Source organism: Bacteroides caecigallinarum, from assembly GCF_021531075.1.
Lineage (GTDB): Bacteria > Bacteroidota > Bacteroidia > Bacteroidales > Bacteroidaceae > Phocaeicola > Phocaeicola caecigallinarum_B.
The window spans coordinates 1-15344 of the sequence record NZ_JADYTJ010000023.1 but is presented as its reverse complement, the minus strand read 5'-3'; the positions used below and the strand labels follow the sequence as shown (position 1 = coordinate 15344).

Annotated in this window: 15 protein-coding genes; 13 read left to right on the top strand and 2 right to left on the bottom strand. The window is 39.4% G+C overall.

The window, feature by feature from the left end:
* Window positions 1-65 precede the first annotated feature (65 nt).
* The 3 genes from I6E11_RS07790 to I6E11_RS07780 all read left to right on the top strand — a co-directional run bounded on the left by I6E11_RS07790 (window position 66) and on the right by I6E11_RS07780 (window position 4685).
* Window positions 66-2879, top strand: coding sequence for a M16 family metallopeptidase (locus I6E11_RS07790; RefSeq protein WP_262911687.1), 2814 nt, complete (start codon window positions 66-68; stop codon window positions 2877-2879).
* Window positions 2880-3082: 203 nt separating this feature from the next.
* The gene (locus tag I6E11_RS07785; protein ID WP_394800113.1) at window positions 3083-3595 is read left to right on the top strand and encodes a C40 family peptidase; all 513 of its coding nucleotides are present in this window, start codon (window positions 3083-3085) and stop codon (window positions 3593-3595) included.
* Between the two features lie 13 nt (window positions 3596-3608).
* A complete protein-coding gene (locus tag I6E11_RS07780) occupies window positions 3609-4685 on the top strand; it encodes a DUF4858 domain-containing protein (protein ID WP_235337479.1) in 1077 nt (358 codons plus the stop codon).
* A 106-nt stretch (window positions 4686-4791) separates the two neighbouring features.
* Here the strand turns inward: I6E11_RS07780 and I6E11_RS07775 are convergent, their stop codons facing one another.
* Together I6E11_RS07775 and I6E11_RS07770 are read right to left on the bottom strand one after the other, a co-directional pair.
* The gene (locus tag I6E11_RS07775) at window positions 4792-5163 is read right to left on the bottom strand and encodes a DMT family protein (protein WP_235327909.1); all 372 of its coding nucleotides are present in this window, start codon (window positions 5161-5163) and stop codon (window positions 4792-4794) included.
* A gap of 37 nt (window positions 5164-5200) precedes the next feature.
* Window positions 5201-5992: a PP-loop family protein gene (locus tag I6E11_RS07770; protein ID WP_235337477.1), complete on the bottom strand. Its 792-nt coding sequence runs from the start codon at window positions 5990-5992 to the stop codon at window positions 5201-5203.
* Window positions 5993-6146: 154 nt separating this feature from the next.
* On the opposite strand from I6E11_RS07770, the gene I6E11_RS07765 reads away from it, so the two are divergent.
* The 10 genes from I6E11_RS07765 to I6E11_RS07720 all read left to right on the top strand — a co-directional run bounded on the left by I6E11_RS07765 (window position 6147) and on the right by I6E11_RS07720 (window position 15110).
* On the top strand, window positions 6147-7568 hold the full coding sequence (locus I6E11_RS07765) for a tetratricopeptide repeat protein (RefSeq protein WP_235337475.1): 1422 nt from the start codon (window positions 6147-6149) through the stop codon (window positions 7566-7568).
* A gap of 4 nt (window positions 7569-7572) precedes the next feature.
* Window positions 7573-8451, top strand: coding sequence for a nucleoside phosphorylase (locus I6E11_RS07760; RefSeq protein WP_235337473.1), 879 nt, complete (start codon window positions 7573-7575; stop codon window positions 8449-8451).
* Complete coding sequence (locus tag I6E11_RS07755) at window positions 8451-8936, top strand: GAF domain-containing protein (RefSeq protein WP_235337471.1); 486 nt, start codon at window positions 8451-8453, stop codon at window positions 8934-8936. Before I6E11_RS07760 ends, I6E11_RS07755 begins: the two co-directional genes overlap by 1 nt.
* 10 nt (window positions 8937-8946) lie before the next feature.
* The gene (gene mnmE, locus I6E11_RS07750) at window positions 8947-10347 is read left to right on the top strand and encodes a tRNA uridine-5-carboxymethylaminomethyl(34) synthesis GTPase MnmE (protein ID WP_235337469.1); all 1401 of its coding nucleotides are present in this window, start codon (window positions 8947-8949) and stop codon (window positions 10345-10347) included.
* Between the two features lie 251 nt (window positions 10348-10598).
* Complete coding sequence (locus I6E11_RS07745; protein ID WP_204483025.1) at window positions 10599-11504, top strand: helix-turn-helix domain-containing protein; 906 nt, start codon at window positions 10599-10601, stop codon at window positions 11502-11504.
* Window positions 11505-11603: 99 nt separating this feature from the next.
* On the top strand, window positions 11604-12710 hold the full coding sequence (locus I6E11_RS07740) for a site-specific integrase (protein ID WP_071149436.1): 1107 nt from the start codon (window positions 11604-11606) through the stop codon (window positions 12708-12710).
* A gap of 133 nt (window positions 12711-12843) precedes the next feature.
* Window positions 12844-13143, top strand: a complete 300-nt coding sequence (locus I6E11_RS07735; RefSeq protein WP_117887529.1) for a glutaredoxin-related protein — start codon at window positions 12844-12846, stop codon at window positions 13141-13143.
* A 2-nt stretch (window positions 13144-13145) separates the two neighbouring features.
* Window positions 13146-13736, top strand: a complete 591-nt coding sequence (locus I6E11_RS07730) for a YqiA/YcfP family alpha/beta fold hydrolase (RefSeq protein WP_204463057.1) — start codon at window positions 13146-13148, stop codon at window positions 13734-13736.
* A 256-nt stretch (window positions 13737-13992) separates the two neighbouring features.
* Complete coding sequence (locus tag I6E11_RS07725) at window positions 13993-14676, top strand: hypothetical protein (RefSeq protein WP_204463055.1); 684 nt, start codon at window positions 13993-13995, stop codon at window positions 14674-14676.
* Between the two features lie 65 nt (window positions 14677-14741).
* Window positions 14742-15110: a helix-turn-helix domain-containing protein gene (locus I6E11_RS07720; protein WP_204463053.1), complete on the top strand. Its 369-nt coding sequence runs from the start codon at window positions 14742-14744 to the stop codon at window positions 15108-15110.
* Window positions 15111-15344: the final 234 nt, after the last annotated feature.

Sequence of the window (15344 nt, the reverse complement as noted above, 5' to 3'; positions counted from 1 at the left end):
TTCTAATTTATTAATTATTAATTATTAATTGTTAATTGTTAATTGTTAATTATTAATTACATATCATGAATTTCTTGAAAAAATCGGCCGCTATGATAATTTTCATAGGCGGTATGACATCGGGCTTTGCACAGCAGATGCCTCCTATTCCTACAGACCCAAATGTGCGTGTAGGAAAACTGGAAAACGGACTTACTTATTACATCAGGCATAACGAGATGCCGGAAAATCAGGCTGATTTCTATATAGCACAGAAGGTGGGTTCTATTCTGGAAGAGGACAATCAGAGAGGATTGGCTCACTTCCTGGAACATATGTGCTTCAACGGTACAACAAACTATCCCGGAAATCTGCTGAGAGAGTATCTGGAAACTATCGGCGTGAAATTCGGAGTAAACCTGAATGCGTATACTTCGATAGACGAGACAGTGTACAACATATCAAATGTTCCGGTGGCAAGAGAGGGTGTTGTGGACTCATGTCTGCTTATTCTGCACGACTGGGCTAACGACCTGACTCTGGACCACGAAGAGATAGACAAGGAACGTAAGGTAATACACGAAGAATGGAGAACCAGAACGGGAGCTATGATGCGTATGTACGAAAAGGTGTTCCCTGTAATGTATAAGGACAGTAAGTATGCATATCGTCTGCCTATCGGTACAATGGAGGTGGTAGACAATTTCCCTTATCAGGCTCTGAAAGACTATTACGAAAAGTGGTACAGACCGGACCAGCAGGGTATCATCGTTGTGGGTGATATAGACGTGAACAAGGTGGAAGAGAAAATCAAAAAGATGTTCTCCCCTATCGAAATGCCGGAAAATGCCGCTGAAAGAATCTATTATCCGGTGCCAGACAATGACGAACCGCTGATAGCTGTGGCTAAGGATAAAGAACAGCAGGTGCCTGTGATTTATGTATTCCACAAGCATGATGCAGTGCCTAACGAAATGAAGAACAATATGGGTTATCTGGCGATGAACTATATGACTTCTATGGTGGGAAATATGCTGAATGCCAGACTTGCTGAATTGACACAGAAGCCTGAACCTCCGTTTATCGAAGCTTATGCAGAAGACGGAAATTATCTTCTGGCTAAAACAAAGGGAGCATTCCTGGGACTGGCTGTTGCAAAGGAAAACGGTATCCTGAGTGCTACAGAGGCTTTGATGACTGAAATAGAAAGAGTAAGACAGTTCGGCTTTACTGCCAGCGAATATGCCAGAGCAAAGGCTGACTACCTGAGAGCATTGGAATCGGCTTACAACGAAAAGGACAAGATGAGAAACGCACAGTATGTGAACGAATATGTGAGACACTTCATCGACAACGAGCCTATGCCGGGTATAGAAAACGAATATGCAATAATGAACCAGATTGTTCCTAATATCCCTGTAGAAGCTATCAACCAGATGGTGAAAGAGATTATAGGCGAAAAGAACATCGTGGTAAGTGTGTTCTGTCCTGAAAAAGATGGTATGAAATATCCTACTGAGGCTGAACTGAAAGCTGTGATAGACAACGTGAAGAGTGCAAAACTTAAAGCGTATGTGGATAAGGTATCGGATGAACCGCTTATGAAGGAACTCCCTGCAGGAGGAAAAGTGGTGAAGACAGAGAACGGACCATTCGGAAGCAAGATACTGACACTGAGCAACGGAGTCAAGGTGGTGATAAAGAAAACTGATTTCAAGGCTGACGAAGTGAAGGTGCAGGCATTCAGTACAGGTGGTACTTCGATGTTTGACGATAAGGATGCTGTACAGTTCAAACTGATAAACCAGATAGCAAGTCTTGGCGGATTGGGCAACTTCAGCAATGTTGACCTGGACAAGGTGCTTGCAGGTAAGATGGCTTCGGCTTCGGCATATGTAAACAGTCTGACTGAAGGCATAAGCGGTTCTTGCTCGCCTAAGGATATGGAGACTATGCTGCAGCTTACTTATCTGAGATTTACCGCTCCAAGAATGGATCAGGATGCTTTCGACTCATTCATAAACAGAAACAAGGCTGCGCTGGCCAATGCAGAAGCTGACCCTAACACTGCATTCAGCGACTCTATAAGTGTGGCACTGTATAACAGACACCCAAGAGTGGTAAACGTTAAACCGGAAACACTTGAAAAGATAGACTACAGCAAAGTGATGGAACTGTATAAAGACAGATTTGCAGATGCCAGCGACTTTACATTCGTTATGGTGGGAAATATAGATGAAGCTACTGCTACACCACTGATAGAGAAATATCTGGGAAGTCTGCCTTCGGTGAAACGTAAAGAACAGTTCCGCGACGTAAATCCTGACATCAGAAAGGGACTGTACGAAAACAACTTCACAAGAGAGATGGAAACAGCTAAATCGTCTGTTCTGATGGTGGCAAGCGGAAAATGCAAATACACACAGAAGAATGTAGTTATGATGAGCATGCTGGGACAATTGCTGAACATTCTTTACACTCAGACTGTGAGAGAAGAAGCAGGTGGTACATACGGTGTGTCATGCAATGGCTCGCTTAACAAATATCCTGAAGAAGAAGGTGTGTTCCAGATTTATTTCGACACTGACCCTGAACGCAGACCTCAGATGGTAGAGCTTATAAACAAGGGTATACAGGACTTCATCGCCCAAGGACCAAAAGCTGAAGACCTGAACAAGGTGAAGGAATATATGCTTAAGACATACCAGCAGAACCAGAAAGAAAACTCTTACTGGATGGGTGTATTGAGCGAAAAACTTTGGGAAGGTCTGGATATGAATACCGGTTACGAAGCTACTGTAAACGGAGTTGCAATAAACGACCTGAAGAAGTTTGCCAAAGATTTCTTTGGACAGAAGAACATGATTGAAGTGAGCATGAACTCGCCGGTAGAAAAATAAGCAGTAATCATATCTGCATAACAACGGGAGACGGAAAGCCATTAATGTGGTTATACCGTCTCCCGTTTGTTTTTAAAGTAACAGCACATTCTCGGAATATTGTTAAATAGTAACTAAATTGTGCAAACAGAACTGCGAGGTATGAAACTTATAGCTACTTTTGTGATATAACGATTGTAAATATAGAAATGAGTACGGGAAAAATATACAAATACATTAAAATAATGGTGGTATGCGGGATAATCATGACGATGACATCCTGCGGAACACACAGAATGAGCTATGATTTCAGAGACCTGGCTGCAGCGGCTATAAGGCTGGATATGGATATCGACTTGAAAGATAACCACAAGCTGTACGTGGAAGCATCGGAATGGATTGGCACTCCTTACAGATACGGAGGTACATCGAAAAAGGGAGTGGACTGTTCCGGATTTACATCAGCAATATACAGAACGGTATACGGGAAAAGACTCAGCAGGGGCGCAGAAGAACAAAGGGATGAAGATTGCTATAAGGTGGCAAAAAGAAATCTTAAAGAAGGCGATCTGGTGTTCTTCCATAATGGAAAGAAAAAAAGGAGAGCTTCGCACGTAGGCATATATCTTAAGGACGGAAGATTTGTTCATGCTTCGACAAGTGTAGGCGTAGTGGTGAGCAGCCTGAAAGAAAGATATTACGACAAGCACTGGATGCAAGGCGGAAGGGTAAAATGAAATGTGTAAGGAGATGAACAAGGACTCTATATATAAAACAGCCTATCTGGCGGTTACCATTATGACTTCAACGCCAATAGTGGCACAGCAGCTGAACACGGATTTCAAGAATGACTTCAAGAATATAGGAGAAGAAAGCGAACTGAAACTTAATGAAGAAGCCATAAAACTGATTAAATTCGATTTTATGCCGGAAATGGAGAGCGAACTGAACAAGCCTATGGAAGCCCCGCTGGAAAAGTCGTGGATGAAGTTTAAAAGCGACCTGGCTGTACCGAAAAGTCTGACAGACACTACAAAGGTGAGGAAACCGACGGGATACATAAGGATGCTACCCTACTCTATATGGACAAAATTTGGAGAGGACCCGGTGTACGACGTAATGGTGTTCGGCAAAAAGAAGGAATACAAGATTTCATGGACCATCAATCCGTTTGGAGAATTCGGTGAAAACTATGGCAAGACCATTGCTCCATCTGCAGGAATAATAAGCGACGGAATGCGTATAAGAGGAGCCGGAGCGGTAATAGGCGGACTGGACATAATGGGATTCGTATACTACAACCTCACTGCACGGGGAAGAATGCTGAAACATAACAGCAAGCATGCCAATGCATGGAAAATATATCAGAAATATCAGCCTACACTGGCCGACAGCCTGAAATTCCCTACTTTCTACGACGGAATGACAGTACCGGTATTTGATTATTCGAAAGCCAAGGATACGGCAATAGTGTACGACATTCCGGTAATGACGGATTCCATGAAGGCAGAAATAGAAATGGTCATATCCACAAAAAGAGATACTCTGAGAAAAGTGTATCTGGAAAAGGCCAATAAGGAGGCCGACAAGGAAAGAGAACCTGACAAGGTGAAAAGAAACTTCAGATGGGAGGTCAGGAAAGCGAAGGCTGCAAAAGCCAGAAAAGACAAGGAAGACGAGATGAAAGCCAATGAAAAAAAAATGCTGGAAGAACTGCCGGTAAGCATGGACAGCATTTATATATACATGAGGGAGAAAGAGAAAAGAGAAGCAGAAAAACGAGCGGAACAGGAAAGAATAAGAAAGATGAGATACTCAGTGGAATAGCACAGCCGTGGGCTGACACACATATCACACGCAAAAAAAACTCCTTGTAGTTCTACACAAAAAAACTACAAGGAGTTTTACATGAAACGACAAAGCGTTTTCCTACTTATTTCTTGAATATGAAATACACTGCCAATATAAGGCAACAGAATGCTGCTAGGTGGTTCCATTTGAGTTCCATCTTAAAGGCAATGACAGAAAAAACGGTAAACACTACGAGTGTGATGACCTCCTGAATGACCTTGAGCTGCATGATATCGAATGGTCCCCCACTCTCGCGAAACCCAAGACGGTTGGCCGGAACCTGAAGACAATACTCGAAAAATGCTATTGCCCAACTGAATGCTATCACTCCTATGAGGGGTAATGATTCAAACCAGCTGTATTCGCGCATCTTGAGATGACCATACCATGCAAATGTCATGAAAATGTTTGACAAAATCAGCAATAATACTGAGAAAATTCCTTGTGATAACATGTCTTTTAGTTGTTAGTTATTTGTTGTTAGTTGTTTGTTAGTTATTTGTTCCACCGTCTGTCTCCGGTTCACTATGTATTCGTGAAGAAGTAACGATGGGTAGCATATCAGTCTGTATATTATTCATACTGCTCCATAAGCTGTATCTGGCCTCGGGATTCATTTCTTCAAGACGTCTAAGGACTTCCTTCATGTCCGAACGGTGTGAGTCTTTCTCGTACGGACAGTTCTTTATCTGCTTCCTGTAGCTACGAATACGTGCCATCTCTATCAAATCGGACTCATGCAGCAGACACATCGGTCGGATGATAGTCATATCAAACTTACGCATTACCAGACTTGGGGGCATTGTACTGATAGCACCCTGGAAGGTCATGTTCATAAGCAAAGTCTCCAGAATGTCGTCCATGTGATGGCCCAGTGCTATCTTGTTGCAGCCTTGTTCCTTGGCTACGATGAACAAAGCCTTACGACGGTTCCACGAACATAAGAAGCATGGCGACTTGCGGGTGTCTGTAGTAGGATCGAAAGATGTAGTGTATGTAATGAAAGGAACACCTAATGAGCGCGAAAAGCTCTCAAGGTAAGAGATGTCCGACTTATACTCTATATTGCTCATCTCCACATGAACAGCAACCACAGAAAAACGAGGCTTGTAAATACGCGAACGAAGAGCAAGAAGTTCAAGCAATGCCATAGAATCCTTACCTCCGGAAAGTCCTACAAGAATCTTATCGCCATCCGTTATAAGACCGTAATCAACTATACCCTTGAGAAAGCGCTTGTTGATACGATACAATATTTTATCATCTTCTGTCTGTTTAGCCATATATCACTATAAAAATGCGGCTGCAAAAGTACAAGAAAACTGCGATTTAAAGAAGAAAATTAAAAATTGAATATATAAAAAACGATAATTCTGAAGTTTTTTGTATTTTTGATAACTAAAAGCTGTATGTAACGATATAAAACTTCAATAGATTATGACTAAATTAAAGATAAAGATGGCAGCCATAGTGCTGTCGATGATAGCAACAGGCATTAATGCACAAACTCTGAGCCAAGCACAGAGATGGTTTACGCAAGGAGAATTTGAAAAAGCAAAACCTGTATTCAAAAAGCTGGTGAAACAATCGCCATCGAATGCCAGCTATAACTTCTGGTACGGAGCATGCTGCTATGAGACAGGCGAAATGATGGAAGGATTGCCTTATCTGGAAAAAAGTGCTGCACGAAAGGTGATAAACGCATATCTGTATGTAAGTAAGGCTTATTATGACTTGTACAGGTATGAAGATGCGATAGAAAACCTGGAACAACACATCTACTGGCTTGAGAAAAAGAACAGAAGCACAAAAGAGGCAGAAGAGCTGATGACCAAGTACCGTAAAGGCGAAAGACTGATAAGAAGCGTGGAGAATATTACGGTGATAGACAGTTTCGTGGTAGACAAACAAAACTTACTTGACGTATACAAACTGGGAAGCCAGGCAGGCAGCATAGAAATAACAGAAGCCGAAGGAGATGACATAGCTACTGAATTCGTAAACGAAATGGGAGACAAAAAAATAGTGTCGGCAAAAGACGAAAACGGTAATAAAAAGCTATATGCCAGTGTAAAACTCATCGACAAATGGAGCAAGCCACAAAAACTGAGAGGCATAAATGAAGAAGTGACAGAACTAAACTTCCCGTTCCTGGAATCAGACGGTACTACTCTATACTTTGCCGCAAAAAGTGATGACAACCTTGGTGGGTATGACATATATATAACCAGAGCCGACTCTGACGAAAATTCCTATTTCAAGCCGGATGATCTGGGATATCCTTTCAATTCGGTATACAATGATTATATGCTTGCCATCGACGAATATAATCAGCTGGGATGGTTTGCTTCTGACAGATTCCAGCCTGAAGGGAAAGTATGTGTGTATGTGTTCATCCCGAATGAAACAAAACGTACATACAACTATGATGAAATGGACAAGGCAAAAATGATTTCGCTGGCCAAACTTGATAACATTTCATTGACACAGAATGACAAAAATGAAATAATATACGCCAAACAAAGACTTGCAAAAGTCTCGTATGGCAGCGGAAAAAAACGGAAGAAAGAGAATGACTTCATCTTCATAGTCAATGACAACAGAATATATACGTCGATGAAGCATTTCAGCAAAGCAGAATCGAAAAAAATGTTCCAGGAAATGACCAATATGCAGAATGACCTGGAAACTCTGGAAAAAGAGCTGGAAATACTCAGAAAAAAATATATAAAAGCCAACAGCAGTGCAAAGGAAGCGATAAAACCCGGAATTCTGGATAAGGAAAGAAGAGTGGAAAACTTGAGAACGGAAATAGAAAACACTGCAAACAAAATAAGAAACACCGAACTGAAACAATAATATCATGAAAGAGTATTTTGCACCATCGGAACTGATTATCAACGATGACGGTTCTATATTCCATCTACATGTGAAACCCGGACAGCTGGCAGATAAAGTAATTCTGGTGGGCGACCCGGGACGTGTGGCTCTTGTGGCTTCGCATTTCGACAATAAAGAATGTGAGATAGAAAGCAGGGAGTTTAAAACCATAACAGGAAGCTACAAAGGCAAACGAATATCTGTAGTGTCTACCGGAATAGGATGCGACAATATAGATATAGTGATGAACGAACTGGATGCCCTGGCAAACATCGACTTCATGACAAGGACTGAGAAACAGGAACTCAAATCGTTGGAGATTGTAAGAATAGGCACTTGCGGAGGGCTTCAGGAATATACTCCTTTAGGCAGTTTCATATGCTCGGAAGTATCTGTAGGGTTCGACGGATTGCTGAACTTCTACGAAGGAAGAAATACCGTTTGCGACCTGCCTATGGAAAGGGCACTGCTTAATCATCTGGGATGGACGGGAAATATGTGTGCACCTGCACCGTATGCCATACATGCCAACGAAGAGATGGTGGAACGTATAGCGGGTGATGATATTGTAAGAGGTATCACAGTGGCCTGTGGAGGATTTTTCGGACCACAAGGAAGGAAACTCCGTATACCGTTGGCAGACCCACATCAGAATGAAAAAATAGAATCATTTCAATATGAAGGTAGAAAAATAACCAATTTTGAGATGGAAAGTTCTGCACTAGCAGGATTGGCCAGATTATTGGGACATAAAGCCACAACAGTGTGCATGGTTATAGCCAACAGAAGAGTAAAGGAGGCAAATACCGGATATAAAAACAAAATTGATGATTTGATAAAACTGGTTTTAGAAAGAATATAATGGAAAAAAGCTTCAAACAAGAGAAAAATATTGGCAAGGAGGAGAAATACATACATTTCATAGAGCAGTTCTCATATCTCATAGAAGGAGAAAAGAATATCATAAGTGTTCTGGCCAATACAACAGCCGCATTAAAAGAGGCATTCGATTTTTTCTGGATTGGCTTTTATCTTATCGACAATGGAGAACTGGTGTTAGGACCATTTCAGGGAAGTGTGGCTTGCTACAGAATAAAAAAAGGAAGAGGCGTATGCGGAACAGCATGGAGCGAAGAAAGAACCCAAATAGTAGCCGACGTGGATAAATTTCCAGGCCACATAGCGTGTAGTTCATTGTCGCGCTCGGAAATAGTAGTACCGATGATGCATAATGCAAATGTAGTAGGTGTGCTTGACATAGATAGTGATAAACTAGACACATTTGACGAGACCGACCGTATATATCTGGAAAAAATAGTAAATCTGATAGTAAAAAATTTATACTGATTCAATACATATGAATATTCTGTATACAGACGATACAATATGTGCCATAGCAACTGCACAAGGAGGAGCCATAGGAACTATAAGAGTGTCCGGCAAAGAAGCCATAAGCATCACCGACAAAATATTTAAGCCTATCAGTGGAGCTGCATTTTCGGACAGGAAACCATATACACTGACTTTCGGGAACATATATGGAGAAAACGGTGAAATAATAGACGAGGTACTGGTAAGCCTGTTCAAGGCACCACATTCATATACCGGCGAGGATTCTACAGAAATATCATGCCACGGTTCATCGTATATACTTCAGCAAGTGATGCAACTTTTAATCAAGAACGGATGTCGTGCAGCCGGTCCCGGAGAATTTACGCAACGTGCGTTTCTGAACGGTAAGATGGATTTGAGCCAGGCCGAAGCAGTGGCAGACCTTATATCTTCCACATCGGCAGCCACACACCGTATGGCAATGAGTCAGATGCGTGGAGGTTTCAGCAAAGAACTCTCGGCATTAAGAGAAAAGCTCCTGCACCTTACGTCGCTGATGGAGTTGGAACTAGACTTCAGCGATCATGAAGAACTGGAATTTGCCGACAGAAGCGAACTTGTACAAATAGCAGGACAAGTGGAAACAGTGATAAAAAGACTTGTGGAATCATTCACAGTGGGTAATGCTATAAAGAATGGAATACCTGTAGCCATAATAGGAGAAACCAATGCGGGTAAATCAACATTGCTCAATGCACTGCTAAATGAAGACAGGGCTATAGTGAGCGATATTCATGGCACTACCAGAGATGTGATAGAAGACACCATGAACATCAACGGAATACTGTTCAGATTTATCGATACGGCAGGTATAAGGGAAACAACAGACATGATTGAAAGCATAGGTATAGAACGAAGTTTTCAGAAACTGGATCAGGCATCAATTGTGCTATGGGTGGTAGACAGCACAGAGGCAGAAGCACAAATTGAAACTCTGAAAGAAAAAGTCTTGCCACGCTGTAATGACAAGAAACTTATACTCGTAATGAATAAATGCGATATGGCAGAAAACGTGCATTCTACCCTACCTGGCATATTGCCGGAAAATACTGAAGCAATATTTATTTCTGCAAAGCAAAAGCAGGGAATATCCGAATTGCAAAATGTATTGGTAAATATGGCAGCACTTCCTGAAGTGACACAAAGTGATGTAGTGGTAAGCAATATCCGTCATTACGAAGCCCTATCCCATGCCCTAGAATCCATCCACCGTGTACAGGAAGGTATGTCAATAGGCCTATCTGGTGATCTGGTAAGTCAGGATTTACGCGAATGCCTGTTCCACCTGGCAGAAATTGTAGGTGGAGAAATTACAAACGATGAGGTATTGGAGAATATATTCAGGAATTTCTGCATCGGCAAGTAACTATCTGATTATCAATGAGTTAAATTGATTATAATCGATTGATATGGCGCTCTTTACGGGGCGCCTTTTTTGTTGCTCTACTGTCAATATTAGTCATTTATAAGCTTTGCACATCATCTTTTTGTACCGTTTTTGTACCACGAAGCAAAATTCTGGCATTTTACGCTGGACAGATTGTGGAGTGAGTTTACGCCATTTTACAGAATTTTACGGGATTATACAGATTATTGGGTGAAATAAAGCGAAATAAAATGAAAAGTAGAATTGAAATTAAAAGAATTTGTGCCTGGTGCGGTAAAGAATTTATTGCCTACAAAACGACGACAAATTGTTGTTCCCATAAGTGTGGAAACGCATTATATAAGAAACGTAAGCGTGATGCAGCAATAATTGCCAATAATAATTTAACTGAAAAAATTGTTACAGAAAAACCTATTGAGAAGATTAAAGACAAACCTTTTCTGACTATTACAGAAACTGCAATTTATCTTGGAGTAACAAGACCAACAATATATGGTTACCTTAAACGAGGCGATCTAAAAGCAACACGTATAGGAACTAAATTTCTTTTAAGCAAAGATGACATAAACAATATGTTTAATCATCCTGCAGATTTTAAGTTGCCACCTAAGGAAAAACAAGCAATCACAGAATTTTATACTACAGCTGAAATTATAGAAAAATTCAATGTTAGCGAATCATGGATATTTGTGATGGCTAAGAAAAATAAAATTCCCAAAACGTTCAATCGGGGTAAGACTTACTGGAGTAAAAAGCATGTTGATGCTTATTTTTCCTCGAAGGCTCCAGATGCAGACATTCCAGAATGGTATAGTGTGCAAGAAGTACAGGACAAATTTCAAATGAGTCTTAATGCTATATACTCTTTTGTTTATAAAAATGTCATTCCGAAAAAGAAGGTTGGTATTACTGTATACTATTCAAAAAAGCACTTCGATATAGCAAAGGGAATACGTCAGGCTGAAGAACCCAAATACTATACAGTTCGAGAAGCTATGGAAAAATTCAAAATAACAAGAGACCAGCTATACCATTATACCAAGTATCATCAAATTCCCAAGATTAAAAAGGGAAAATATACTCTTATATCCAAACCTGAGCTCGATAATTTGTTTGAAGATCCTATCATTGAATAATCCCGGTATAAGTTATTTCCCGGTGTGAGTATTCACCAAGAAAACACCAGTTTAATTTGTACCGATAATAATAATTTATCAACCAAAAACATTAATCTTATGGCACTTACATGTACTAACGTAACATTGAGACAAAGAGTTATCAGTAACGGCAGAATTTCTCTCTACCTGGACTATTATCCGGCTATTCGCAATCCGTACACAATGAAAATGAGCCGCAGGGAATATCTTGGCATTTATATCTATGCCCGTCCTAAAAATGAGATTGAACGTGATTTCAACAACGAGATGCTGAGTAAGGCTGAAGCCATTCGTTGTATCAGAGTACAGGCAATCGTTAATGAGGAGTTTGGATTTCTTGACAAACACAAAATGAAAGCTGACTTCCTTGCCTATTTTCGTGAGAAAGCAAAACTGAAGTATCACAAATGGGACTGCGTTTACCAGCATTTTGAAAAGTTTGTAAACGGCTATTGTACTTTCGGCGATGTAACGGTAGAGCTTTGCCAGAAGTTTAGGCAGTATTTACTGAACTGTAAACAAATCCGTCATCCTAATATCAGCGTTTCGAGGAATTCGGCAGCTGGTTATTTTTCAACTTTCCGTGCATTACTGAAAATAGCTTATCAAGAGAAGATGCTACGTGAAAATCTAAATGACTTCATAGACAAGATTGAATGGAAAGAAGTCAAAAAGCAGTATCTCACATTAGCAGAAGTTAAGAAACTGGCCGCTACACCATGCAAGATTCCTGTACTGAAACAAGCTTCATTATTCTCCTGTATGACCGGTCTTCGTATCAGCGATATTTTACAGCTTACATGGGATAATATTGAAGTCGGTCCTGACAATGGCTATTACATCAGAATTTGTACAGAAAAGACAGAGACGGAAGCCACTCTCCCCATCAGTAACGAAGCATTGGAACTATGTGGTATTCCTGGTTCAGGCCGAGTATTTAAAGGACTGACCAGAGCTATGACGAATCAACCTCTCAAGCAATGGATTTCGGAAGCCGGAATCAAAAAACACATAACCTTCCACTGCTTCCGTCATTCGTACGCCGTCATACAAATCTCTTTAGGCACAGACATTTACACAGTATCAAAAATGCTTACTCACAAAAATGTTTCGACCACACAGATTTATGCTGATTTGGTCAATTCGAAAAAACGAGAGACAGCGAATAAGATTTCGTTGAAATAATATAACTCTTATCTTATCTATAACAGGTTATATCTGATAAATCTATCGGATATGACCTGTTTTTATGTTTGCTTTATCTGACAGAATCGCTATCTTTGAAGAAAATTGAGTCTTTAAATGAATAACTACAGCTATGATAAAAATATATGGAATGGAAACTTGTCCGGATTGTACGTATGTAGAAGAACAAGTAAAAGGTAATAACCAATATGAGGTCATCGATATTGGTCAACACGTAAGAGATTTGAAAGCATTCTTGAGATTACGGGATCATCATCCAGCCTTTAATGAAGCCAAAAGTGTTGGAGCCGTTGGAATTCCTTGCTTTGTATTGGAAGACGGTACAGTTACTTTGAATCCAGAAGATGCCGGATTACGTTCACGTCCTATTAATGAAGGAGCAACATGTAATATTGACGGAAGCGGTTGTTGATTATGGTACAGAAAATTCTTTTCCTTCACGGTTTCTTTGCATCAGGTACATGTATCCCAGCGCTTGCCTTGAAAGAATATTTCAGCGGTAAGGCAACAGTCTTGAGTCCAGACTTACCCCTGCATCCACAGGAAGCTCTCGACTTTATCCAAAGATTGTGCAACCAAGAACAACCTGATATATTGGTAGGAAACAGTAATGGCTCGTTTTTGGCACAGATAGTAGCATCTAAAAACAATATCCCTGCTTTACTCGGAAATCCTCATTTCGAAATGACACGCTTCTTGATGGAACGTATTGGTTCGCATGAATACAAATCACCACGAGCTAACGGAAATCAGCAGCTTGTCATTAACCAAACATTGATTGATGAATTCGCAGAACTTCAACAGCATCAATGGGACAATTGTCAGGTAGCTAACCAAGAAAATATATGGGGAATATTTGGTGAGAATGACCATCTGGCACACTTTGAGCCTTTATTTTTAATGCATTATAAATATTCATACCACTTTCCTGGCGGTCATACCCCAACAGCTGAAGAAGTACAAAAGTATTATGCGCCATTAGCGGAACGATTATTAGAATTATAGCATAACTTATCATATAATATAGAAAGAATACCACTTTTGTTTATTATATGATAAGTTATAAATTCATGTCTTATATTCAATCCCATAAATTAATCCGCCCCTATCTCATCTGAACACTTCTTACTTTCCAATAATAATCAAACTATTTATGACAATTAGTGACGTTTGATGAAGTCTGATGTCACTCTTGTCATTTTCTGATAATACATAATCAGTAAACATTACCTTTGCTTACGAACAGTTAAACATATGGCTTATGTATTTGAAGAAATTTGAATATTTTATTTTAGATTCTAGTGTAGCTGGAACATTACTTCTTATGGCACTTGCTATACGCATTGAAGCAATCAATGCAGGCTTTGATCAGTTCAGCTCAAATATTATTTTTATATCGGTCTTTATAATATCTACAGGATTATATATATCAATGCAAATTGCATTATATGAGATAATTATATATTTATGTCATCATAGCAAATCTTTGTCTATCCATGAACATCTTAATGATTCTGTGATTGCGCAAGAACAAACATTTATGGAATATGAAAAACTCCGTTCGAATACTATTACAGAACAGAAACGTACGAACGATAAAAAGCTAGAGTTAGTACATATATACATCCATCAAACGATGGCTGCTTATACAAGCCAAGAAAATCTGCAGCGCCTCTGTGCTTATATTTCAGATTTCTTTCAGGAAAAAACTGCTATCGAAATTATTCCTATAAAAGTAGATTCAAAATTGAAAGCTATAGATGTTATGCATTTGGGTTGGAACATAGGTAAAGCATTAGGTAAACGACGTTCATATACAGCAGAATTCATTAAAAAAGTATTTGCTGATACCATGAAAGAAAATGAAATCAACACGATAATCAAAAAGATGTCTCACTCAGAAACAGAATGCCTGATTAAATTAAATCCAGATATAATTCAATAAATCAGACTTTATATTCTAAATACTGCATCAACAAATATTAATCCTCAAAAGCAAAAACAGATAGTATGACAAAAGAACCTATCACATTCGACAAACTTCCGCAGGCTGTAAGCTATTTAACAGAACAAGTAGAGAAAATTTATCAATTAGTTGAAACCTTACAAGCACAGAAACCGGATAATCAGCATCAACTAATTGACATAGATAAGGCTAGCATACTTATCCAAAAATCAAAACCGACAATCTATAGACTTGCTCGTACAGGTCTCATCCCAACCTATAAACGTGGTAAAAAATTATATTTCTATGAGGATGAGCTCCTTAAATGGATAGAGGCTGGCAAAAAACAAAGTCAACCTCTATCCTATCAGGAACAATCCGCACAAATACTTCGTGGGATGAAACGTAAACCTAGAAATGGAGTTAATATATAGAAGGGAAAAATTTAATATTCTCTTTTTGCAATAACTAATTTAATAATTTATTTATATCTAACACTTTGAAATTAAGTCAGATATAAATAATTAATCAAATTTATTCTAATATTCATAGAATGCATTATAAATCGTGATTATTGTTAAATATTCCATATTATTGGTTATCAATAAAAATTCTTGTAACAAATATGTTGATACAAAAAACGTACCATAAAACTACCACTATTGATT